Origin of the sequence: Neobacillus niacini, assembly GCF_030817695.1 — a bacterium.
GTDB lineage: Bacteria > Bacillota > Bacilli > Bacillales > Cytobacillaceae > Neobacillus > Neobacillus niacini_F.
Map to the genome: position 1 here is coordinate 4,013,907 of NZ_JAUSZQ010000002.1, position 21,337 is coordinate 4,035,243.

The 21,337-nt window shown below is 42.2% G+C and carries 20 protein-coding genes and 2 riboswitches; of the genes, 4 read left to right on the top strand and 16 right to left on the bottom strand.

Features of this window, described 5'->3' with window-relative positions; all coding sequences use genetic code 11:
* The 12 genes from QFZ28_RS20175 to QFZ28_RS20230 all read right to left on the bottom strand — a co-directional run bounded on the left by QFZ28_RS20175 (nucleotide 1) and on the right by QFZ28_RS20230 (nucleotide 11,672).
* Entirely contained in the window at nucleotides 1-1,122 is a 1,122-nt protein-coding gene (locus QFZ28_RS20175) for a cobalt-precorrin 5A hydrolase (RefSeq protein WP_307197082.1), read from the bottom strand.
* A complete protein-coding gene (cobM, locus tag QFZ28_RS20180; RefSeq protein WP_307196305.1) occupies nucleotides 1,122-1,895 on the bottom strand; it encodes a precorrin-4 C(11)-methyltransferase in 774 nt (257 codons plus the stop codon). Before cobM ends, QFZ28_RS20175 begins: the two co-directional genes overlap by 1 nt.
* Nucleotides 1,892-2,593 (bottom strand): precorrin-2 C(20)-methyltransferase, encoded by a 702-nt coding sequence (gene cobI, locus QFZ28_RS20185; RefSeq protein ID WP_307196306.1) that lies wholly within the window; start codon nucleotides 2,591-2,593, stop codon nucleotides 1,892-1,894. The genes cobM and cobI overlap by 4 nt, the downstream gene beginning before the upstream one ends.
* 2 nt (nucleotides 2,594-2,595) lie before the next feature.
* Entirely contained in the window at nucleotides 2,596-3,801 is a 1,206-nt protein-coding gene (cbiE, locus tag QFZ28_RS20190) for a precorrin-6y C5,15-methyltransferase (decarboxylating) subunit CbiE (RefSeq protein ID WP_307196307.1), read from the bottom strand.
* The gene (locus QFZ28_RS20195; RefSeq protein ID WP_307196308.1) at nucleotides 3,788-4,891 is read right to left on the bottom strand and encodes a cobalt-precorrin-5B (C(1))-methyltransferase; all 1,104 of its coding nucleotides are present in this window, start codon (nucleotides 4,889-4,891) and stop codon (nucleotides 3,788-3,790) included. The genes cbiE and QFZ28_RS20195 overlap by 14 nt, the downstream gene beginning before the upstream one ends.
* A 4-nt stretch (nucleotides 4,892-4,895) precedes the next feature.
* Nucleotides 4,896-5,543, bottom strand: a complete 648-nt coding sequence (locus tag QFZ28_RS20200) for a precorrin-8X methylmutase (protein WP_307196309.1) — start codon at nucleotides 5,541-5,543, stop codon at nucleotides 4,896-4,898.
* 22 nt (nucleotides 5,544-5,565) lie between these two features.
* Nucleotides 5,566-6,354 carry a precorrin-6A reductase gene (gene cobK, locus QFZ28_RS20205; RefSeq protein WP_307196310.1) on the bottom strand — a complete coding sequence of 263 codons (789 nt, stop codon included), beginning with the start codon at nucleotides 6,352-6,354 and terminating at the stop codon, nucleotides 5,566-5,568.
* Complete coding sequence (locus tag QFZ28_RS20210; protein ID WP_307196311.1) at nucleotides 6,351-7,277, bottom strand: sirohydrochlorin chelatase; 927 nt, start codon at nucleotides 7,275-7,277, stop codon at nucleotides 6,351-6,353. The genes cobK and QFZ28_RS20210 overlap by 4 nt, the downstream gene beginning before the upstream one ends.
* Before the next feature lie 40 nt (nucleotides 7,278-7,317).
* Nucleotides 7,318-8,943: a precorrin-3B C(17)-methyltransferase gene (gene cobJ, locus QFZ28_RS20215; protein ID WP_307196312.1), complete on the bottom strand. Its 1,626-nt coding sequence runs from the start codon at nucleotides 8,941-8,943 to the stop codon at nucleotides 7,318-7,320.
* Nucleotide 8,944: 1 nt separating this feature from the next.
* Entirely contained in the window at nucleotides 8,945-9,658 is a 714-nt protein-coding gene (locus QFZ28_RS20220) for a HoxN/HupN/NixA family nickel/cobalt transporter (protein ID WP_307196313.1), read from the bottom strand.
* A gap of 2 nt (nucleotides 9,659-9,660) precedes the next feature.
* Nucleotides 9,661-10,044 carry a (2Fe-2S) ferredoxin domain-containing protein gene (locus QFZ28_RS20225; RefSeq protein WP_307196314.1) on the bottom strand — a complete coding sequence of 128 codons (384 nt, stop codon included), beginning with the start codon at nucleotides 10,042-10,044 and terminating at the stop codon, nucleotides 9,661-9,663.
* 128 nt (nucleotides 10,045-10,172) lie between these two features.
* A riboswitch (cobalamin riboswitch) is annotated at nucleotides 10,173-10,359 on the bottom strand.
* A 198-nt stretch (nucleotides 10,360-10,557) separates the two neighbouring features.
* A riboswitch (cobalamin riboswitch) is annotated at nucleotides 10,558-10,754 on the bottom strand.
* A gap of 111 nt (nucleotides 10,755-10,865) precedes the next feature.
* Nucleotides 10,866-11,672: a helix-turn-helix domain-containing protein gene (locus QFZ28_RS20230; RefSeq protein ID WP_307196315.1), complete on the bottom strand. Its 807-nt coding sequence runs from the start codon at nucleotides 11,670-11,672 to the stop codon at nucleotides 10,866-10,868.
* Nucleotides 11,673-11,801: 129 nt separating this feature from the next.
* On the opposite strand from QFZ28_RS20230, the gene QFZ28_RS20235 reads away from it, so the two are divergent.
* The 4 genes from QFZ28_RS20235 to QFZ28_RS20250 all read left to right on the top strand — a co-directional run bounded on the left by QFZ28_RS20235 (nucleotide 11,802) and on the right by QFZ28_RS20250 (nucleotide 15,394).
* A complete protein-coding gene (locus tag QFZ28_RS20235; RefSeq protein WP_307196316.1) occupies nucleotides 11,802-12,962 on the top strand; it encodes a Gfo/Idh/MocA family protein in 1,161 nt (386 codons plus the stop codon).
* Nucleotides 12,963-12,986: 24 nt separating this feature from the next.
* Nucleotides 12,987-13,724, top strand: a complete 738-nt coding sequence (locus QFZ28_RS20240; RefSeq protein WP_307196317.1) for a ThuA domain-containing protein — start codon at nucleotides 12,987-12,989, stop codon at nucleotides 13,722-13,724.
* A gap of 48 nt (nucleotides 13,725-13,772) precedes the next feature.
* A complete protein-coding gene (locus QFZ28_RS20245) occupies nucleotides 13,773-14,864 on the top strand; it encodes a Gfo/Idh/MocA family protein (RefSeq protein WP_307196318.1) in 1,092 nt (363 codons plus the stop codon).
* A 395-nt stretch (nucleotides 14,865-15,259) separates the two neighbouring features.
* Nucleotides 15,260-15,394 (top strand): hypothetical protein, encoded by a 135-nt coding sequence (locus QFZ28_RS20250; protein ID WP_307196319.1) that lies wholly within the window; start codon nucleotides 15,260-15,262, stop codon nucleotides 15,392-15,394.
* Nucleotides 15,395-15,472: 78 nt separating this feature from the next.
* On the opposite strand, the gene QFZ28_RS20255 is transcribed toward QFZ28_RS20250, so the two are convergent.
* The 4 genes from QFZ28_RS20255 to QFZ28_RS20270 all read right to left on the bottom strand — a co-directional run bounded on the left by QFZ28_RS20255 (nucleotide 15,473) and on the right by QFZ28_RS20270 (nucleotide 21,150).
* Complete coding sequence (locus QFZ28_RS20255; protein WP_307196320.1) at nucleotides 15,473-15,841, bottom strand: hypothetical protein; 369 nt, start codon at nucleotides 15,839-15,841, stop codon at nucleotides 15,473-15,475.
* A 186-nt stretch (nucleotides 15,842-16,027) separates the two neighbouring features.
* On the bottom strand, nucleotides 16,028-16,813 hold the full coding sequence (locus tag QFZ28_RS20260; RefSeq protein WP_307197083.1) for a CAP domain-containing protein: 786 nt from the start codon (nucleotides 16,811-16,813) through the stop codon (nucleotides 16,028-16,030).
* A gap of 803 nt (nucleotides 16,814-17,616) precedes the next feature.
* Entirely contained in the window at nucleotides 17,617-19,401 is a 1,785-nt protein-coding gene (locus QFZ28_RS20265) for an ABC transporter ATP-binding protein (protein WP_307196321.1), read from the bottom strand.
* Between the two features lie 6 nt (nucleotides 19,402-19,407).
* Nucleotides 19,408-21,150, bottom strand: coding sequence for an ABC transporter ATP-binding protein (locus tag QFZ28_RS20270; RefSeq protein ID WP_307196322.1), 1,743 nt, complete (start codon nucleotides 21,148-21,150; stop codon nucleotides 19,408-19,410).
* Nucleotides 21,151-21,337: the final 187 nt, after the last annotated feature.

Here is a 21,337-nt window from a genome sequence, read left to right on the forward strand (position 1 = left end):
TTAGTAGGGAATGACCGCTACTGAAATGGTCACATTACCTGATTTCTTTTTCGTTAACGCTAACGTTTCCGCTCCGCTGTACAATAAGGCGGCCGGCTCACTGACACCGTATGCACCAGTAAATTTAAAGACCGTTTCTGATGGGTCCTCAATTTTTATGGAATTTAGTTCCTCCGGTGTGTAGCAGATAAATTCCCAGCGGTTTTTATTCTTCACTTCTATTAACCCAGCTTCGTCTTTTTTTAGATCAATGGTGCAGATAGCCTTGACACTTTTTTTAGAAACGTTTAGTTCCGCCAGCGTTTCGTCGATCACTGCTTCGATTTCTTTAGAAGTGGTTCCTCGGTTGCAGCCCATGCCAAGGACAATGACCTTTGGCCGATATAAGACACCATTTTGTAAAATCTGCTGTTCCTCTTCCGATAAATTTCGATGTGTCACGACAAGAGCGGCATCCGGCTTTTCTGCCAGTGCTTCTAGAATCGATCGGTAGGACTTAATATTTTCCGGCAGTGGGCGGCCATACAGCCACCATTCTTTTTCGCCTGATTCTTGTACAATAGCAATCTTTTCTTCGTTCACGACCGAAGCGCTCACTGGGGTCAGCTTTTCTGCAGAGTCCCAGATCCAGCCAAACCGTTTCCCGAACAGATCAACGGCAATGGTTTCCTGGACATCCGAAGCGGTCGTAATGATTGGACGGGCCTTTAGCGCTGCCGCTACTTCCTTCGTTAGTTCATTGGCACCGCCGATATGTCCTGAAAGCACGCTGATCACATGTTCTCCCTTATCGTCGATCACGACGACACCTGGGTCTGTCTTTTTATCCTTTAACAGCGGGGCAATCATCCGGACAACTGCTCCTAAAGAAATAATAATAATGAGTCCCTTGTAGACTTCAAAAAGAGAAGGCAGAAGGAGGCGGACGCTTCCAGTGAATAATTGAATGTCCTTCTCCCCCTCATCCCCTTTTTCAAATTTGCTCATATAGTAGACATCAGCATTTTGAAACGATTGTCCCAGCTTTCGGGCAAGTTCCACTCCATGCTTTGTAATCGCAACAACGGCATAGTCACCCTTCTGCTGAATGACAGCCTTTTGTGCCTCCTGAAGCTCAATAATCAAGTTTCCACCCCCCGGCGGAATCCGTGTGTAAAGGTTTTGTCATACAGCTTCGATCGATAGTTTTGATCGTGGATGTTTTCATCAAGTGCCCAACCAGCCAAAATCATTGCTTGTTTGCGAATGCCGTTTACCCGCATATCTTCGTCCAAGCGTTCAAGTGTGGTCCGGACAATTTTTTGATCCGGCCAGGATGCTTTATAGACGACGGCAACAGGGGTATCCTTGCTCCAGCCTGCCTCGGTGAATTCCTTGACCAGCTTTTTCGTTAACGTCGCACTTAAGAAGAGCGCAATCGTGCAATGGTGTTTGGCTAAATCGGCGAGCTTTTCAAATTCCGGCACTGGGGTTCTGCCCTCTGCTCTAGTCAGAATAACCGTTTGAGTTAAATCAGGAATCGTCAGCTCGGCTTGTGCAGCAGCTGCTGCTGCGAACACAGAGCTAACTCCCGGCACAATCTCCACTTCAATGTCCTTCTTTTTCAAAAGAACGATTTGCTCCATAATCGCCCCATAAACAGCCGGGTCTCCAGTATGGATACGAACAACCTTTTTTCCTTCCTTGATGCGGTCAGCCATGATGTCTACCATCTCTTCTAGGTGCATGCCGGCGGTCTTCAGCACTTCCGCCGATGACTTCGCTTTGGCAATTAATTCTTCATTGACAAGAGAATCCGCATATAGGACCACGTCTGCCTCCTGAAGATGTTGAAGGCCTTTTACCGTGATTAAATCAGGATCTCCGGGACCCGCACCGATGATATATAGCTTCATTTCCTCACCACCATTAACGTTAAGTATTCAAGCTCCACTCCTTCAAGCTCGTCCGCCGGCCAAATAATCTCCTCTTCCGAAGTGACCTTCGTTACGACTGAAGCCTTGTGAAGCAAATCTAAATCACGTAAAACCTCCAGCATTAAATCGATGACTTTGGCAACTTTAATAAAAATGACACAGTCATTCTCTACGATTACTTTTTTCATTGTTTCATAATCATCGCGCGCCGGAACAATCGCCACATGATCATCACCGTCTGCCAAAGGTATCCCAAGCCTCGAGGCCGCTCCATTGATGGAAGAGATTCCCGGGACGACCTCAATCGGAACCTGCGGATGCTTCTCCTTCATCAGACGCATCATATGAATAAAAGTGCTATATAGCATGGGATCTCCTTCGGTAACAAAGGCAACATCCTTCCCCTCCTTCAGCTTCTCCCAGACACTTGCTACAGTTTCCGTCCATTTTCTTTCCAAGGCGACCGGATCCTTAGTCATCGGAAAGACCAGACCCAGCATTTCCTTTTCGTTCGGCTGAAAATAGACTTCAATAATTCGGTGGGCATAGCTTTTGCTGCCCTTTTGTTTCTTCGGATACGCAATTACCGGTGATTCCTTTAATTTCCGAAACGCCTTTACCGTTATGAGCTCCGGATCCCCCGGGCCAACCCCTAAGCCGTATAATGTTCCTAACATCCTTACTCCCCTTCCTGACGCCAAGCTTCTATTATGTAAATCGGATTTAATGCGTCGAATCTTGTAAGATTCAAAATCGGCTTGCTTCTTGAAATTTGCGCAAGTGTAATATTTGTCTGAAATCCACATTCTTTAAACGCCGTCATGGCTTCTGATAGATTTTCGATGGTAACGGCATTTAAGACGATGCGTCCTCCATCCTTCAGGCGGGTGCAGCAGTTATCCAAAATCTCCTCCATCCCGCCAGCAGTCCCGCCTATGAATACCGCGTCTGGATCCGGGAAGGTATCTAATCCCTCTGGGGCTTTTCCGTGAAGAATTGTTGCATCGACACGGAATTTGGCTAAATTTTGTTTGCAGTTTTCCAGGTCAGGTTCGTTCTTTTCGATAGCAAAAACTTGTCCTTCCCGAGCTATTTTTGCTGCTTCAATTGCAACCGAACCGGTACATGTCCCGATATCCCAAATGATACTGTCTTCCTTTAACCGAAGTGCACTGATGCTTAAGGTGCGAATTTCTTTTTTTGTAATCAGCCCTTTATCGGGTTTCCGCTGAAAAAACTCCTCATCATTAATGCCAATGGACCACCGCGGGTTTTCACCTGTTTTTTTGAGGATGACAACATTGAGCGGTGAAAACTCAGCCTCCTTCATTTCATCCAGACTGAACCAGCGGCAGCGTTCGTTTTCACTCCCCAGGTTTTCTGCCACAAACGCTCTGTATTCGCTCATTCCAAACGAGAGCAGATACTGTGCAATTTTGTTTGGAGAATTCTCCGTATCGGTTAAAATTGCAATTTTCTCTCTGCCATCGATTCGCTGCGCTAGGCCTTTCATGCTCCTGCCGTGAACACTGCTAAAATAAGCGTCCTGCCATCTTTCTTTCATTCTGGCAAAAGCAAGCTGGACAGAGCTTAGATGTGGATATATTTCCAAATCGATTTTAGAAGATAAATAGCTTCCTATTCCATAAAACAAAGGGTCTCCAGATGCCAAAATGACAACGTTTCTCGTCTCCGCCTCCAATCGCTTCACTAGGGAAGAAAGGCCGCTCTCAATGACAATTTTTTCACCGTTGTATTCAGGAAAAAAAGTAAGCTGACGCCTTCCTCCTATTAATACATCACTTTCATTAATCCACTTTTCATATAGGGGAAGCAGGCTTATTTTTCCTTCGTCCCCAATCCCAATCATTTTAATAGCTGCCACTATTTCGCACCGCCTTTCCTAAAAATTCACCCTTCAATGTATAAAGAGTCGTATCTACATCGATTCCGCCATCCACTTCCTTTAAGGCGGCAAGGCAGCAATTATTACTTAGCTGTTCAAAAAAGGAGAGATAGCCACGAGTTGCCATCATGTCCCCAACTTGTGAAGCTGTATTTGCATGTCTAATCTCCTCAACAAGGGCGGCATCCGCACCGGCACGGTTTGCAACGTCAGCTAAAAAGTCAAAATCAACCGAAGCGCTTTTCGAGTGAACCATCATAATCCCCATTGCAACCTTTGAGAACTTACCCATCATTCCGACCATTGAAACTCTTTTTGCCCCCTGTTTCTTGCATTGTTTAAGGGTAAAACCGACAAAGTCGCCCATCTCGATAAAGGCTTCCTCAGGAAGTTCCGGGAACTGCTTTATGGCATATTTTTCACTTCGTCCGCCCGTCGTAATGACAATGTGCTCACAACCGCTTGCCCGGGCGACACTGATGGCCTGAATAATACTGGCCTTATAGGCTGCTGTTGAAAAAGGGACGACAATTCCGCGGGTACCTAGTATCGAAATTCCGCCAATAATCCCTAAGCGTCCGTTGAGCGTTTTTTTGGCAATCTCTTCGCCGTCTGGCACTGAAATGACAATTTTGATTCCTTTCGTAATTCCAAATTCTTTTAAAACCTCTTCTGCCGTCTCACGAATCATTTTCCGAGGAACGGGATTAATGGCCGCCTCCCCAACGGGAACGGGCAAGCCATCCTTTGTAACCCGGCCAACACCGACACCCCCATCCAGCAAAACGCCTGGCTCATCCGACCACGCCACGGTAGAACAGATTAAGGCACCGTGGGTGGCATCCGGGTCATCACCCGCGTCTTTTATCGTACTGGCGGTTACCATTTGATCCGTAATCTCACAGTTTTCGATATGAAAGGTTGCAAAACGCTTTACTGGCAAGTAAATGGTCGCCTCGGTTTGCGGTTCTCCGGTAATCAAGGCTATAAGCGCCGCCTTTGTGGTTGCCGTTGCACAGGATCCTGTCGTATATCCTTCCCGGAGCTTTCCTTTTGGTACTTCCTGCATACGGTTATCCCCGGTCGGCAAGAATGGAAATGGCGTTTAATGCAGCAACGGTAACCGTACTGCCGCCTTTCCGGCCAATATTGGTGATGAACGGTACATCCAGCTTGGCTAATTCTTCTTTTGATTCAGCTGCGGAAACAAACCCAACCGGCAGCCCGATGACTAGCCCTGGCTTGGTTTCCCCTTCTTTAATGAGACGGATGAGTTCCAGTAAGGCAGTTGGGGCATTTCCGATCGCAAAGATCCCGCCGTCCGCTTCTTTTATCGCTTTTCTCATTGAGATGATGGCTCTTGTCGTATTTAATCGTTTGGCTTCCATCATGACATCCGGGTCGGAAATATACACCTTGATTTCTCCCCCATACTTTTCAATTCGGGTTTTATTAGCTCCGCTTTGGATCATTTGAACATCCGCTACCACTTTTTTCCCGCTTCGAATCGCCCGGATTCCGGACTGGATGGCGTCTGGATGAAAAAGGACGCTTTTCCCTAATTCAAAATCTGCCGATGCATGAATGATACGTTGGACAATCGGATATTGTTCCTCGGTAAATGGGTGCTCTCCAATTTCATCATTAATCATTTGAAAACTTATTCCTTCAATCTGTTCCGGCTGAACCGTCAGCGGTTTAAATTCAGTACGAAAATCCATATCTATCACTCCTTGATAAAATTTATTGTTGAGTAGAAGTTAATGGTGAACCGACCTTGTTATGTATTTCTTGGATGACATCAGAAAAATTATCATAGACGGTTCCATAATTCATTTTTGGACGGCCAATCATAATGACCTCAATCCCAAGTTCCTTTGCTGCCTCGACCTTTTCATCAACAGAGCCGACCTTCCCACTCTCCTTTGTCACCATTACGGTCACGCCATATTGCTTATAAAGTGCTTGGTCAAACTCTTTTGAAAACGGACCTTGCATCGCGATAATATTTTTTTGCGAGAGCCCCAGCTGCTCGCATTTTTCCATATTGTCCACACGCGGCAGCATCCGGGCGATTAAACGAATGTCTGGGTCGCCTAATAATTTTTCTGTGAATATCTGGATAGTTTTACTGCCTGTTGTCAGCAGCACAACTCCTTTTTTGGCAGCGGCCATCTCAGCTGCTTGCTCGTAGCTTTCGACGACTTGCAGCTTCCCATATTGGAAGGTTTGTGACTTGCGCTCGTAGCGGATATAGGGAACCCCCGCTGTTTTGGCAGCATTCATCGCATTTTTCGAAGCTTCTTCGGCAAAAGGATGACTTGCATCGACAATAGCTTGAATCCCATTTGTTTCAATCAACCGTACCATTTCTTCATCCGTTAATCTTCCAACTCGGACCGTAATACCTGTCTCCATAAATTCACCCGCGGCATTTTCGGTCACCACTGTGGCAAGGAGACTAAAGCCCTTTTTCTTTATTTCTAAAGCAAGGGCTCTTGCATCGCTTGTTCCGGCTAAAACTAAAATCATTCTGCCTCTCCTACCTTTTGCACCTCATGCTCATGGTGATGGTGATCTCCGTGATCATGATGATGGTGGTCATGGTGGTCGTGGTCGTGATCATGGTCATGGTGATGATGATGATGGATATGCTCCATTACATTCAGACGATATTGGCAGGTATCACAGTTCATCTTTACTTCTTCACCAAGCGCTTCTTCCACTCGATCGATTAAAATCGTCTGCAGTTTAGGATGATAGCCAAAGTAACCGGCCAATTTAAACTCAAGGGCAGGATATTGATGTTGAAAGGTAACCATCATCTCTTCCAACCTTTTAATCAGAATGCCTGTGAACAAAAAGTAAGGCAGGATAATGACTTTCTTTGCTCCAAGCTTTAAACAGCGCTCAATTCCTTCATTCACCAGGGGATTGGTAACCCCCATAAATGCAGGTTCAACGATTTTATAGTTCGTTTTTTCCCATAGTAATCTTGCAATCTTGTATAAATCACTATTCGCATCGGGGTCGCTTCCGCCTCGTCCCAGCAAAAGAACGGCAGTATCTTCACCTAGGTGCTCCAAATTTTCTCCGACTTCCGTTAATCTAGTTTTTAGAATTTCAAATGTTTCCTCATGAATGCCAATCGGTCGGCCGTAAGTATACCGGACAAACGGATATTTTTTCTTTGCCTCATCAATGGCAGCTGGGATATGAATTTTTGAATGTCCAGCTTGCAGAAGCATAATTGGAATCACAACAATATGGTCGGCCCCCTTCTCGACACATATATCAATTCCATGGTTTACATTAGGTCTTTCAAATTCTAAAAAGCAAGTCTCAACCAGAATGCTTTCCTCCCACGTACTTTTCATTGCTTCAATGAACTCACGTACTTGATTATTTCCCTCTAGATCTCTGCTTCCATGTCCTACAAAAAGTATTGCTTTCATCATTTTTCCTCCCCTTTGTTTGTTTGTACCGCTCTCCCCTTTACTCCCCACATGCTGCAGCTTCAATTTTTATTTTCGGTGTAATATCTTGGTGGACGAAACCTTGAACCTGCTTGACCCGTTTAAAAAACTTATAGAAACGTTCATTAGGATACGCCTTCTGTTTGTATTCCTGAACGATCCGCTCTACTACCCCAACAATTTGATCAGGTGTTATCCCTTCCGCTACAATTTGACCAGGATGGGCACTTCTGCCGGCTGTCTTCGCTCCTAAAAATAAATCAAATCCCCCTTTGCGGTAGACAATGCCAATATCCTCTTTTACAGCTCCGTAGCAGGCCATGCCGCAGCCGTTCACGCCAAGCTTCAATTCCTTCGGAAGTTCCATCCCGCCAAGCCTTTCCTGCAATTCCTCGACATAAGGAATCGAATCTTTTTTTTCACCGTCACAAAAATCACAGGCTTTGACGGTTAAAACATCCCCGACCGGAGCAACCAAGAAGCTGGCTGCTGCTAACTTTTCCACAATCTCATTAGGGTTTGAGGTTAAAATTTGAAGCTTAATATAATGGTCCTGTGTATACTCCATTACTCCTTCTTCCCCGACAATTTCCGAAAGAGTCATCATCTGTTTCGCTGTAAATTTTTTATTTGCCACTCCAGGGCTGACGGCTAGCTCAAATATCGATTGAATGTCTTGCTTGACCATTAAATCCTGAGAAACCCCTTGGTTTTCACCAACTATCATTTGTAGAGCTTCCTCTGCCAGTTCTCTTGGAGATTCTTTTACTGAAATGGCAGTGACTGTTCTATTTTTTAACGGTTTTACATCATCCCTTTGCTCGAGTGCCCACGGCTCGGCTTCCTTTTGTAAACGCTGATGCGGCCTTAACGGCTGGACCGTTTGATTTAATGTATACTTCCGTTGATATCCACGAGGCGTAATCATTAAACCATCGTATAAAAATGTGGAAGAATTTCCGATAATAACCGTTGTTAACATTCCAATCTCATGATCGAGCATGTCTATTAGATTGGTCATGACTACGGTTTGGCGGTCGCGATACGCACTTTTTACAAGGCCTACCGGTGTTTCTGGGGAACGATATTTTAATAGAATTGTTTGTGCTTCTTCAATTTGTCTCGTTCTTCTCCCACTCTTTGGATTGTAAAGGGCAATCACAAAATCAGCCTCGGCGGCTGCAGTAATTCGTTTTTCAATTAAACTCCACGGTGTTAAATGGTCACTTAAACTAATGGTACAGGCATCATGCATGATTGGGGCTCCTAATAAGGAAGCACAGGAGTTAATTGCCGAGATTCCAGGAATGACTTCCACTTCTACTCCCGTATCTTTTTTCCAACCTTTCTCGATCAACACCTCATAAACAAGACCTGCCATACCGTAAACACCGGCATCACCACTGGAAATAACCGCCACCTTTTTTCCCTGTTCCGCTTGTCTTACTGCTTCTTGAGCACGACTCACCTCTTCTGTCATGCCCGTACTAATGATTTCCTGTGTTGTTAGTAATCCTTCAATTAATTCGACATAGGTTTTATAGCCGATGATGATGTCGCTTTCTTGGATAGCTTCTCTTGCCCTTTCTGTAATATGTTGAAAACTGCCGGGACCAAAGCCGATAATCAATAGCTTACCCTTCATCTCATGCTCCCCCTTTCCATAATTCCGACAACATGGAGATCCCCAGTGCCAAACTATACATCCCTGTAATTAAGCCTAGCACCATGTAAATCCGTTTTTTCAATTTTGCTTTTAGGAAACCCCATGATAGGCAAAACGTGATACAGATTGTTGATATTAATAATCCTAGAACGAAAAGGAGCAATTGAATCGTTGCTGCCGCAACATTATTTAATCCTACAGCATTCGTAAGAAGGGCAATTTGTGTTGGGCTTTCTACACCAACACCGTGAATAATACCGATTACTAATGCACTGATCACTCCCAGTTTTACTGAGGATACATTTTTCTGGATAATATCCAGTTTCATTCTTGCCAATAATTTGGCAATCCCCTCATAGACAATTTTAAATCGGCTTTTATATTCGTACTCCTTTCGTTGTTGAAAGAGCGAATATAAAATGAAACCACCTAAGATAATCAACGTTAGACTTACAAGGATTTCCATGAAATCACGTGTTGTGTTAGGCAGCTCTAAACCGATAAAAATTGATAAAAGACCAACGATCAGGACAATCAAACCATGCCCGATCGCGTACAAAATTCCAAGCGATACCTGTTTTCTTTTTTGTGGTTCACTTCCTACCATATCGGCAATGGCTGCTACATGGTCTCCATCGATTCCATGTCTCATTCCAATCATCACGGCTAAAAAAGCAAATGTAATCAATTCCATTGTTACTTACTCCTTTTTACTTCTTTTGTAATTCCTTCAATGGAATCCGTTTGGTCTGGCGGAAAAAAGCCTTCCTGATCATATTGATAAATCAAGTGATCTTTGAGGGAACATCCACCGGCCAAATGCTGCCTAACGATTTGTTGGCCTACCCCCTGTGTAACCTCCTTGTACCAAGTTCCTTCCGGATAAACAATGACTACAGGCGCATCCTTACATCTGCCATTGCAGCGAGTTCTTGTTGTATGGATTAATGATTCCAACTCCAATCCCGCAATCTCATTACGAATCTCCTGTGTTGCCTCCTCCCCTCCCTTTCGCATGCAGCTACTACCGTTACAAATCAAAACGTGATGTTTCGTTCCTGTTAAATTCCAAGTGGTCATAAGCACCCTCCCAATCTTATAAAATATAAAAAAGCACCCCTACAAAAATAGGGGTGCAGAGTAAAATTAATCCAAGAATCAATGGATCATAGTCAGTCAGCACTTCCACCTATAAGCCCGTAGGTAAATAAAGCATAGAGGGCAAGGCAGGTTTCCTGGCTCAGGTTCATCACTCCATTGCGTCTTCCCGAATTACTTCAGTGACATATGCAACGAAACTCCCCATTACAGTGGCGGGTACCGCGACGGATTTTCACCGTTCTTCCCTTTTAAGCGCAATTATCTATAATGCGCACCTTTTCCCTAATCATATGTAGTTTTGATGGACAATGTCCTGCCCTTAACCATCCTATGCCTTATTAAAGGCTCTAGAACCCTGTCTGATATTTTTATCCTAAAAACTAAAAATCCGTTCAACGAATGTTGAACGGATAAAACGAAAGCAATACAGGGTAAAAAAAAAGCTGTCCCTTTTTCGCCAACGTTTCATCCTCTCAACCCCCGAAGAAAATGGACACTTTACTAGTTAAGACAGGTCTCCTGACTCGTGTATCCTCCTACTTTAGGCCCTTCCCGTAATAATATTTTTTACAAAATTATCATTACAGTGGTTTGCCTATTTCGTCTACACTTACAGTTGCGGGGGCAGTTCCGGTCTTTCACCGGATTCCCTTTTTCAGCCGTTTGGCATCTTAACTATCATTTTGACATATTAAAAAATCTATTAAATTTTGAGAAAATAGAATGATATTCTTTCATATACTAACGTATTGAATTTAATAATTCAATAAATTTTTTAGTAACTCCCCCTAAATCTAGGCTCAAGTAATATTATTGTACGGATACAAATCAATAAACGCCTGAGGTTGCTTTTCTCGATATTGTTTTGGTGTACATAATTTTATCTTTATAAAGTTTCGATTAAAGGATCGTATGCTTTCATAACCACAAAGGAAAGCTATTTCCGTAATATTTTTTTCTGTATAGATTAAAAGATAACAAGCATAGTTTACTCTGGTTTCATTTAAAAAATCGACAAAAGACTTATTAATATGAGTATTAAAATACTTCGATAAATAGTTATAACTGTATCCTAAGGTATCAGCGATACTTTTTAAAGAAATCGATTCTGTAAAATGATCCTGAATATAGGTTAGCAACTTATGCAGCAGCCCTGGATCTTGCTTTTGGCCTTTAATTAAGCTGGTTTGCCCCATTAGCTCTGATAATAATAAATAGAAACAGGATTTTTGTTCTAGCAGGTTTGGATTATCTTTGAAAAGTGTCCTTGAAATAAGTGTATTCGCTTCCAAAGAGAGTTTAAAAATTGGATTTTCAAGTGAGCTATTTTCTATCATTTTTTGGAATGTCGGAACATAATCTGGCGAAAAAATACAAATATTTACTCGAGAATGTGATTTGGTAATAAACGAGTGAATTTCATACGGCAAGATGAGTAAGAATTGTCCAGTTTTCAGATGGTAACTTTTTTGACTAATAATGACTTCCATTTCCCCATCAACGAGGAATAATAATTCAAAACCACGATGGAGATGGCTTGGAAAATTCAAATCCAATGTATGATAGTTTGATATGTAATCAAAATGGTGTGCTTCGTATATTAGCATATTAAGAACATCCCCAAAGAGTAAATTTTGTCTAGGATTATATAAGTTTTTACTTGTTGTGTCAAACCTGCAAATGATAGATTTATCAATATTAGAGTTATCTTGATGACACACAAAAGGAGATATGCTATGGAAAAAATTAGAATCGGAATGGTCGGTTATAAATTTATGGGTAAAGCACACAGTCATGCTTACCGGGATCTTCCACTGTTTTTCCCGAACAGTGTTCATCCTGAAATGAAGGTTATTTGCGGCCGTGACCTAAACGGTGTGGCCACTGCAGCTAAGCAGTTCGGCTGGGAGGAATATACAACTGAATGGAAAAGCCTCTTAAGAAGAGATGACATCGATTTAATCGACATTAATGCACCTAGTGATGTACATAAAGAAATAACGATTGCTGCTGCTCAAGCTGGCAAACATGTTTTTTGCGAAAAACCATTAGCGCTTACATTGAAGGACTCTAGAGAAATGCTTGAGGTTGTTGAGGCTGCCGGGGTCAAGCATATGGTTGGATTTAACTATCGCTTTGCCCCTGCTGTTATGCTGGCTAAAAAGCTGATTGACGAAGGAAGACTTGGCGATATCTATCATTTCCGTGCCTGGTTTTTACAGGATTGGCTCGTGGATCCAAACTTCCCGCTTGCCTGGAGACTTCAAAAAGATATTGCAGGTTCTGGCTCACACGGAGACCTTGGGGCTCATTTAATCGACCTATCCCACTATCTGATTGGCGATATTACCGAAGTGATTGGTATGAGCGAAACGTTTATTAAAGAACGGCCAATTCCTTCTCAGATGACGGGCTTATCGGCAAAAGGCAGTGATAGTAATGAAAAGGGCGAAGTGACGGTGGATGACGCTACTCTATTCATGGCTCGTTTCGCTAACGGCGCTCTAGGAAGCTTTGAAGCTACTCGCTTTGCGGCTGGACACCGCTGTACGAATTCATTTGAAATCAATGGCAGTAAGGGCAGTGTGATATTTAATTTTGAACGCATGAATGAATTGCAAGTTTATTTCGTTGATGACCGAGATGATGTCCAAGGCTTTCGCCGCGTCTTAGCCACTGACCCCGCGCATGCTTTTGCGGAAAACTGGTGGCCGCCAGGACATACGATCGGTTATGAACATACGTTTATTCATGAGGTCGTGGAACTTATGGAGTCTTTCCGGGAAGATCGACAGCCTGTTCCAAACTTTCGTGATGGCGTAAAGTGCCAGGAAGTTTTAGAAGCGGTGGATTTATCGATTGAAAAACGTCAGTGGATTCGAATTTCTGAAGTATAAAAAATACGAAGGAGTGCTTTTACCATGAAAAAAAGTGCATTGATTGTTTGGGGCGGATGGGATGGTCATCAACCCGAACAGGTAGCAGAAATTTTCAAAGGAATCCTTGAGGAAGAAAACTTCCACGTAGAGGTTTCAAATTCGCTAGACTCTTATGCAGACAAGGAAAAGTTAAAATCCCTGGACTTAATCGTTCCTCACTGGACGATGGGTGAAATTGAAAAAAAATATGTCCTCAATATCTCTGAAGCCGTCGCCGCAGGTGTAGGTTTAGCTGGGTGCCATGGCGGGATGTGTGATTCTTTTCGAAATAATGTGGACTGGCAATTTATGACCGGGGGAAATTGGGTCGCCCACCCTGGAAATGATGGGATAGAATACATGGTCAATATCAAGCATTCCTCTAGTCCATTATTAGAGGGTATCCCTGATTTTAAAGTGGTTAGTGAACAATACTACCTTCATTACGATCCGGCGGTTGAGGTGTTAGCTACGACTCGCTTCCCGGTTTTTCACGGTCCGCACAGTCCTAATAAAGCAGTGGATATGCCTGTTGTGTGGACAAAACGCTGGGGCCTAGGAAATGTTTTTTATAGTTCATTAGGGCACCAAGCGAATATCGTCGCTATGCCTGAGGTTTCGCTGATCATGAGGCGCGGATTTTTGTGGGCTGCTGAAGGAAAGAAAAGAGCCAAAGAAATGGATGTTGCTTCTATTTATGGTAATGTACGAACTTATACCGGCATGGGTGACAGTCAATAAGAGAAAGCAAAAAGCAATCAAATCCATAAAAATAAACTGGAGGTTCCTATGAAAAAATTAAAAATCGGTATCATTGGTTGTGGAAATATTAGTTCTATTTATATGGAAAACTGTCAGAAGTTCCCTCACCTCGAGCTAATTGCCTGTGCGGACTTAGATGTATCGCGAGCACAATTACAAGCCGAAAAGTTCGGTGTCCCTAGGGCTTGTTCGGTAGAAGAGTTACTGTCTGATCCAGCGATTGAACTCGTTATTAATCTTACCATTCCTAAAGCACATGCCTCCGTTTGCATTCAGGCACTTGAAGCAGGAAAGCATGTTTATACAGAAAAACCACTCGCTGTAACACGCGAGGAAGGAAAACAAATTTTAGAAACAGCTAAGAAGCATAATCTGCTTGTTGGCAGTGCACCTGACACCTTCTTAGGCGCTGGCATTCAAACTGCTATCAATCTAATAGAACAAGGAGAAATTGGAATTCCCATTGGAGCTTCGGCCTTTATGATTTGTCGCGGTCACGAACATTGGCATCCAGACCCTGCTTTTTATTATGATATTGGCGGCGGACCGATGTTTGATATGGGGCCTTATTACCTAACAGCCTTAGTGGCACTGTTAGGACCAATTAAACGAATTTCTGGTTCTACTCGTATCAGTTATCAAGAAAGAACGGTACTTAGCACACCAAAAGCAGGTACTAAAATTGAGGTATCAACCCCTACACATATCTCAGGTGTGATCGATTTTGCATCGGGTGTAATTGGAAGTATTACCACAAGCTTCGATGCCTTTGGTGGTACATCGCTGCCCCCTATTGAAATTTATGGTAGTGAAGGAACGTTGCTTGTCCCTGATCCCAATACGTTCGGCGGCCCTGTAAAAATTAGAAAACGTGACGAAAATGAGTTTAAAGAGGTGCCTCTTGCATATGGATATTCCCAAAATAATCGAGGGCTTGGCGTTGCTGATATGGCAAGAGCCATCCTTGAAGGTGGGAAATACCGCGCAAATAGCGAATTAGCGTATCACGTTTTAGAAGCCATGCATGGCTTCCACGATTCCTCAGATAGTGGTAAACATTATATAATGGATAGTACCTGTGAGCGTCCTGAATCTGTGACTTTGGAATTACAGGCTTAGTAATTCAATTTCATTTTTTAAGGCTCTGTATTAATCATTGTTGATTTTTATGTATGGTTGAGAATTCATAGGCGGAGAATTTCCGGCTATTGTATAAGGAGGAAGCTTAGGAAGCAGATATAAGCGGAGATATTCCGGTTAACTGCTTTAAATACGACAAAATCCAAGGATTTAGATACAATAAGCGGAAAAACTCCGCTTATTTTTAAGGAAGTATCGGTATTTCCCAATTTAACCGGAAAAACTCCGCTTATTTTCCAAACACAGTAAAATCAACATTCAGTTTTAACAGTGTCTTTTTTAAAAATCTATCATATCCATAGAGAATTTTAGTTATCCTCTCGAAAACATAATTTCAAAAAAGTTGAACAAAATAATGTTTTGGAGGTGATAACATGGATGAGAATACAAAGAGTTATCCTAATGCAAGTTTAGGCGGAAAAAAGTCTAATGAAAAAGGTGAAGGTGATTCTGGCCATATGCGTTATGGTCAAGGGAACAAGGGTGAAAGCAAAGGTAACAATAAGTAGGCTATGTATCGAGATCCTGGTCCTATCCTTTTTAATATTTACAGAAGAAGCACGCCTCGGGCGTGCTTCTACTTTTAGCTATTGGCGAAAAGTCTGATTCTGGAAGCTCTGCATTGGCTGTGATTGGAACGCTGGATTTACAAACGTCTGGTGTTGAAATCCAACTGAACTTGTCTGACCTGACAGTTCCCGTTCCAGCTGATTACATTGAGCAATAACTTCCTGACATCTCTGGATAGCCAATTCATGTCCCTGGAGGCTTTGTTGAATTGTTTGAACTGCCAACCGTTCTTTTTGGATCATCTGCTCAAGCACTTGTGCATTATGCTGCTCATTTTGAAGCATTTGTTTGTATTGCTGGTTTGCCATTTGTGTTTGTTGAATTAACTGTTGTGCGAGCTGACGACATTGTTGGATATGAGTGATTGAATGTTGGCTTGTATGCATTCGTAATTCCCCCTATTATTAGGACTTTGAGACAATTAGGATTGATATTCAACCCTCTATTATAATCCGCGTTTTGTACCCTTCTCATTCGCTCAGCTAAATACCAAATAATGATGAGAATACCCTAAAATTATCTTATTAAAAAAAGAAGAAAGGAACCCACGATGGATTCCTTTCTTTGACTAATTATTTGCCAATAAACATTTGTGTCCAATGGTTGCCAGACTTTTCGTACCCTACTCCAATATGAGTAAAGTTAGTGCTTAAAATGTTCTGTCTATGCCCTGCGCTGTTCATCCATGCATTCACGACTTCTTGAGGTGTACGTTGACCTTGGGCGATATTTTCCCCAGCAGTTCTATATGTCACACCAAAGTCCCTCATCATGTCAAATGGTGAACCATATGTTGGGCTTGTATGTGAAAAATAATTGTTTTGAGCCATGTCAACTGATTTCTTTTGCGCCACTCCACTTAGTTGTGTATCGTGTTTTAAAGCCGGCAAACCGTTTTTACTGCGTTGTGCATTGGTTAAATCAATAACTTGTTGAACGTAAGCACTAACATCACCTGTTGCTGGTGCTGGTGCTGCAGGTTTCGGAGCCGGTGCTGCTGGCTTCGGTGCCGGTGCTGCTGGCTTCGGTGCTGGAGCTGCTGGTGCCGGCGCTGGTGTAGCTGGTGCCGGCGCTGGTGCAGCTGGTGCCGGCGCTGGTGCAGCTGGTGCCGGCGCTGGTGCAGCTGGTGCCGGCGCTGGTGCAGCTGGTGCCGGTGCTGTTGGACCTTGTTGTTGATTTGGTGCTTGTGCTGTCGGGCCTTGCTGTCCGTCTTGAGTTCTTCCTTGTTGACCTCCAAATTGGTACCATTGCACTGATCCGAACGGAATATACCTATACTGTGCGTGTTGAATCAATATCGCTTTTGTATGAGGGTAACTATTACTATCTAACGTTGTTCGATCAGCAGAGATATTCAACGCGTCGTTCCCGCCGTTATTGTTGCGGTTATTTTTGGTGTTTTTATTATTATTGTTATTGTTATTGTTGTTGTTCCCTACATTTACTAAATCAGGGTCTAAGCCACGATTTAAAGGATTGTAATGTATATTATTAGTGTTATTAGTGGTACGGTTGTTATTTACATTTGTTTTGTTGGTGTTTCGATTGGTACGATTATCGTTTACATTTCTTGTACGGTGGTTTCCATTGTTCGTACGATCATTATTAACATTGGTTATATAACGGTCGTTGTTCCGATTATTGGTATTACGATCCCAATCCGGATCATTATTATCTCGATTGGTATAATCCTCAGTAAGTGGACCATTATGGTCAATACCGTCATCTCTGTTATTACCAACCGTTAAGTAGGTATTGTCTCGATCTGCCCTGCTTGTACGTACTTCATCTGCTGCGTCATTATTGTTATTACACGCAGCTAAACCAAATGTTAAAACCCCTGATAGTAGTAAGCCTAAAGGCTTTTTTATCAAACTGATTACCCCCTTGCAAAAATTATTTTTTTGCCTTCTTATTTTTGATTATTTTTCAAAAAATATTGATGGAAATAAACGTGTATTTTTACATTAAAAAATCCGTATGGTATTAAACCAAACGGATTTTTTCTATTTATACGGGTAAATTAATATTAAATTTGTATATAGAAACTGTTCTTGAATTAACAACTGTGATCTTTGGTTAATTTTTTTAAAAGCATTGGTGCATATTTGTCGAACTGAAAATCAATGTAAAAGTTTAATCCGATTTTAAAAGTTGATTGTTACCCAGCGTCTAGGGAGGAATAGTGTGAGGTGTATAATTTCCAATAATACCCTCTCTGTTGGATCAATTCTTCATGTGTTCCTTCTTCTTTGATTTTTCCTTTCTCAATAAATAAAATCTTTGTTGCATTTTGAATCGTTGAAAGACGATGGGCAATGATGAAGGAAGTTCTTCCTGCAAGCAGCGCTTCGAGTCCCTTTTGTAAGGCAATTTCCGTCTCGGTATCAATTGAAGAAGTCGCCTCATCCAAAATAAGTATTTTTGGGTCGGCGAGTAATGCCCGAGCAAATGAGATCAACTGCCTTTGCCCGTTAGAAAGCACTGAGCCTCTCTCATTAACCTCCGTATTATAACCATCCCTTAACTGGCAAATAAATTGATGGGCTTGCACGGCTTTTGCTGCTTCGATCACTTCTTCGTCCGTTGCATCCAGCCTGCCGTAGCGGATATTATCCGTGATCGTTCCCGAAAAAATGAACGGATCCTGCAGCATAACTCCCATTTGTTTTCGAAGGGAAGAGATGGTTACTGTCTTGATATCCACATCATCAATTTTTATTTGGCCGCTATTAATATCGTAAAAACGACTAATTAAGCTGACAATCGTGGTTTTTCCAGATCCCGTTGGCCCAACAATGGCAATCGATTCACCCGGGTTGACCTTGAAATTGATCGAATCTAGGTTCCTTTCATTTTCTTCATAGCCAAAGACGACATTCTCGAAATCTACTTTTCCTTTTATAAGCGGAAGTTCATTTGCACCTGGTTCACTTGAGATGGTTGGTTTTTCATCCATCATTTCAAAAATACGCTCCAGATAGGCGGAGGCATTGATTATCGCATTGTAGAAATTCCCGATGTTTGCCAGCGGCATCCAAAACATCCAAATATAGCCGATAAAAGCAACTAATGCTCCGACCGTGATTCCGCCACTTCCAATCATGCTGATCCCAATGACGTAAATAAGTGAAACGGTTAGTACCGAAATGTTCTCAATGGCAGGCCACAGCAGGAACTGAATTTTGACTGCTTTTAGCCACGCACCCCGGTACCCATTAGATACCCCATAAAAGATTCTTTTATTTTCTTCCTCACGAACGAATGCCTGTGTGACTTTAATTCCATTAATGCTTTCATGAATATACGCATTCATATTCGACTGCTTATTGCTTAAATTTTGCCATGCCTTGCGCTGTGCATTTTTTATGATAAAAATAATCCCTGCAAGGACCGGGAAACCTGCCATCGCATACATGGTTAATTTCACATCAATAGCGAGCATAAAGCCGATGATGACAAATAAGCTGAATAAATCGGTAATCAAATTTATTAAGCCGTTAGATAGCAGGTCACTCAAGGAATTAACATAATTCACAACCCTGACTAAAATTTTCCCATGCGGACGACTGTCGAAAAATGAAAAAGATAGCTTTTGTAAGTGGGTAAATAAATCTTTGCGGATATTTTTGATTACACTGTGCCCAATCTGTGACATCATTCTGATTCTGTATTTCATACAGATTCCGGTAATGGTTAAGGCACCTAAATAGATGACCCCGAGTATGACCAGACCCTGAATATCCTTACTTGGAATTTCTTCGTCAATGGCCTGTTTGATGAGGTACGGTCCAATTAAATTTGCCCCGCTCGCTGCCAGCATAATGAGAACCGTCACAAAAATTTTTGTTTTATAAGGCTTTAAATAAGTAAATAATCTTTTAAGATGAATAATACTAAAGGGCGTTTCCAGCTCTTCATCTACATTAAATTTATTACGTGCCATCGTTTGTCACTTCCTTGCCATTAAATGAATATCAAAGTTCCCGTACTGATTCTGAAAGACGTTGTAATAGTAACCTCTTTTCAAAAGTAATTCTTCATGCGTGCCTCTTTCAATGATTTTTCCATCATCCATGACTAGAATTAAATCGGCATCCTTTACAGAGGAAATGCGGTGCGCAATAATGAAACACGTTTTGTTTTGTTGAATGGAGCTTAATGTTTTTTGAATTCGTTCTTCTGTCTCCATATCCACGCTTGAGGTTGTATCGTCTAAAATTAGAATGTTTGGATCCTTGAGAAGTGCCCTGGCAAGGGCAATCCGCTGTTTCTGACCTCCGGACAGACCTACGCCCCTCTCACCAACAATCGTGTCATAGCCCTCAGGCATCGAAATAATAAAATCGTGAGCCTCCGCTTTTCTTGCCGCTTCATAAACCTCTTCCAAGGTGGCAGTTGGATGTCCATAGGCAATATTCCCTTCAATCGTATCGGAAAAAAGAAAAATATCCTGCATGACCATTCCCATCGAGGACCTTAATTTGTGAATATCCCACTCCTTGACATTCATTCCACCTACACTAATATGACCGCTGGTACTATCATAAAACCGGCTGAGTAAATTAACCAAAGTGGATTTTCCTGAACCTGTTGGCCCAATGATTCCCACTGTCTGCCCAGGACTTGCGGTAAAGTTAATGCCTTCTAATACCATGCCATCTCCATAGCTAAAATAAACTTGGTTAAACTCCACTGTTCCCACACTTGATTGGGTATTTTGTTCATCTCCGTTGATGATTTGTGATTTGGTTTCTAGTAGATCTTCCACTTTTTCAGCAGACGCAATAAACCTTTGAACATCATTAATCAGCCAGCCTGCCATCCGCATGGGGTTATTCAGGGCCCAAATCAGGGAATTAAAAATGACAAGTTCTCCAATGGTAAGTGACCCGGATATCACCATGGTACCCCCGACTAAGATCATCACTACCGTTAAGACACCTGCAAGCGAATCCAGAACAGGTAAATTTTTCTCCCACACTTTTGCCGATTGGAGATTTCGATTCTTAAAAGCCTCGTTTTCGATTGAAAACTTTTCAATTTCATAGCTTTCCTTCGCAAACGCTTTTACCACCCGATTCCCACTGATATTTTCTTGTACGACTGAATTAAGCCGTGCAAACTGGTTTCTGATTTCTGTGAACGTTGGCTTAACGTCTCTGGATAATCGGAAGGCAAAAAATCCAATAATCGGTGCGATGGTTAATATCGCTAACGTTAATGGCGGATGAATCGTAAACATAAAAATAATAGCGAAAATTAAGATCGTTGCATTTTCAAAAATCATATAAATGGTCCAAGCTGTAAAATGCCGAATCGCTTCCATGTCACCTGTCATACGAGCCATAATATCACCCGTTTTGGTGCGGTTATAAAAAGAAAAATCCAATTGTAGAAGGCGATTATAGAGGTTTTCTCTCATATTAAAAATGACGCTTTGTGATATTTTTTCAAACATAATCTGATATCCATAGCGGACGGAAGTCCTGACCACTGTTATTCCTATCATGGTCGCTAACAATGACCATAACAACCCGATATTCCCGCCGAACATGACATCATCGACGATTTTCCCTGCTAGATAAGGATTTACCATATTTAGTGCAGAAACCACTAGTGCCAACAACAAACCACTATACAGCCTGATTTTATGGTTCCGTATATAACTCCATGCCCAACGCAAACTCTGCATAATCCCTCGCCTCCTTTGAAACATAAATCAATCTTATTTAGTAACTCTAATAGATATGCAATAAGAATAGTACTTTTTCTAAAAAAGCCACCAATATTTGGTACTCAGAGTATCGTTACCCTTTTCTCTTAAAACTCCACCTTCACGGGCACGATTCTCTATTTATTATCTTTCAACACCCTCATGT

Bases quoted from the DNA above. Each gene is read 5' to 3' on its own strand.
- cobM (WP_307196305.1), bottom strand. From the start codon at position 1,895: ATGAAGCTATATATCATCGGTGCGGGTCCCGGAGATCCTGATTTAATC.
- cobI (WP_307196306.1), bottom strand. From the start codon at position 2,593: ATGTTAGGAACATTATACGGCTTAGGGGTTGGCCCGGGGGATCCGGAG.
- QFZ28_RS20195 (WP_307196308.1), bottom strand. From the start codon at position 4,891: ATGCAGGAAGTACCAAAAGGAAAGCTCCGGGAAGGATATACGACAGGA.
- QFZ28_RS20200 (WP_307196309.1), bottom strand. From the start codon at position 5,543: ATGGATTTTCGTACTGAATTTAAACCGCTGACGGTTCAGCCGGAACAG.
- cobK (WP_307196310.1), bottom strand. From the start codon at position 6,354: ATGATTTTAGTTTTAGCCGGAACAAGCGATGCAAGAGCCCTTGCTTTA.
- QFZ28_RS20210 (WP_307196311.1), bottom strand. From the start codon at position 7,277: ATGAAAGCAATACTTTTTGTAGGACATGGAAGCAGAGATCTAGAGGGA.
- cobJ (WP_307196312.1), bottom strand. From the start codon at position 8,943: ATGAAGGGTAAGCTATTGATTATCGGCTTTGGTCCCGGCAGTTTTCAA.
- QFZ28_RS20220 (WP_307196313.1), bottom strand. From the start codon at position 9,658: ATGGAATTGATTACATTTGCTTTTTTAGCCGTGATGATTGGAATGAGA.
- QFZ28_RS20225 (WP_307196314.1), bottom strand. From the start codon at position 10,044: ATGACCACTTGGAATTTAACAGGAACGAAACATCACGTTTTGATTTGT.
- QFZ28_RS20230 (WP_307196315.1), bottom strand. From the start codon at position 11,672: ATGCTAATATACGAAGCACACCATTTTGATTACATATCAAACTATCAT.
- QFZ28_RS20235 (WP_307196316.1), top strand. From the start codon at position 11,802: ATGGAAAAAATTAGAATCGGAATGGTCGGTTATAAATTTATGGGTAAA.
- QFZ28_RS20240 (WP_307196317.1), top strand. From the start codon at position 12,987: ATGAAAAAAAGTGCATTGATTGTTTGGGGCGGATGGGATGGTCATCAA.
- QFZ28_RS20245 (WP_307196318.1), top strand. From the start codon at position 13,773: ATGAAAAAATTAAAAATCGGTATCATTGGTTGTGGAAATATTAGTTCT.
- QFZ28_RS20250 (WP_307196319.1), top strand. From the start codon at position 15,260: ATGGATGAGAATACAAAGAGTTATCCTAATGCAAGTTTAGGCGGAAAA.
- QFZ28_RS20255 (WP_307196320.1), bottom strand. From the start codon at position 15,841: ATGCATACAAGCCAACATTCAATCACTCATATCCAACAATGTCGTCAG.
- QFZ28_RS20265 (WP_307196321.1), bottom strand. From the start codon at position 19,401: ATGGCACGTAATAAATTTAATGTAGATGAAGAGCTGGAAACGCCCTTT.
- QFZ28_RS20270 (WP_307196322.1), bottom strand. From the start codon at position 21,150: ATGCAGAGTTTGCGTTGGGCATGGAGTTATATACGGAACCATAAAATC.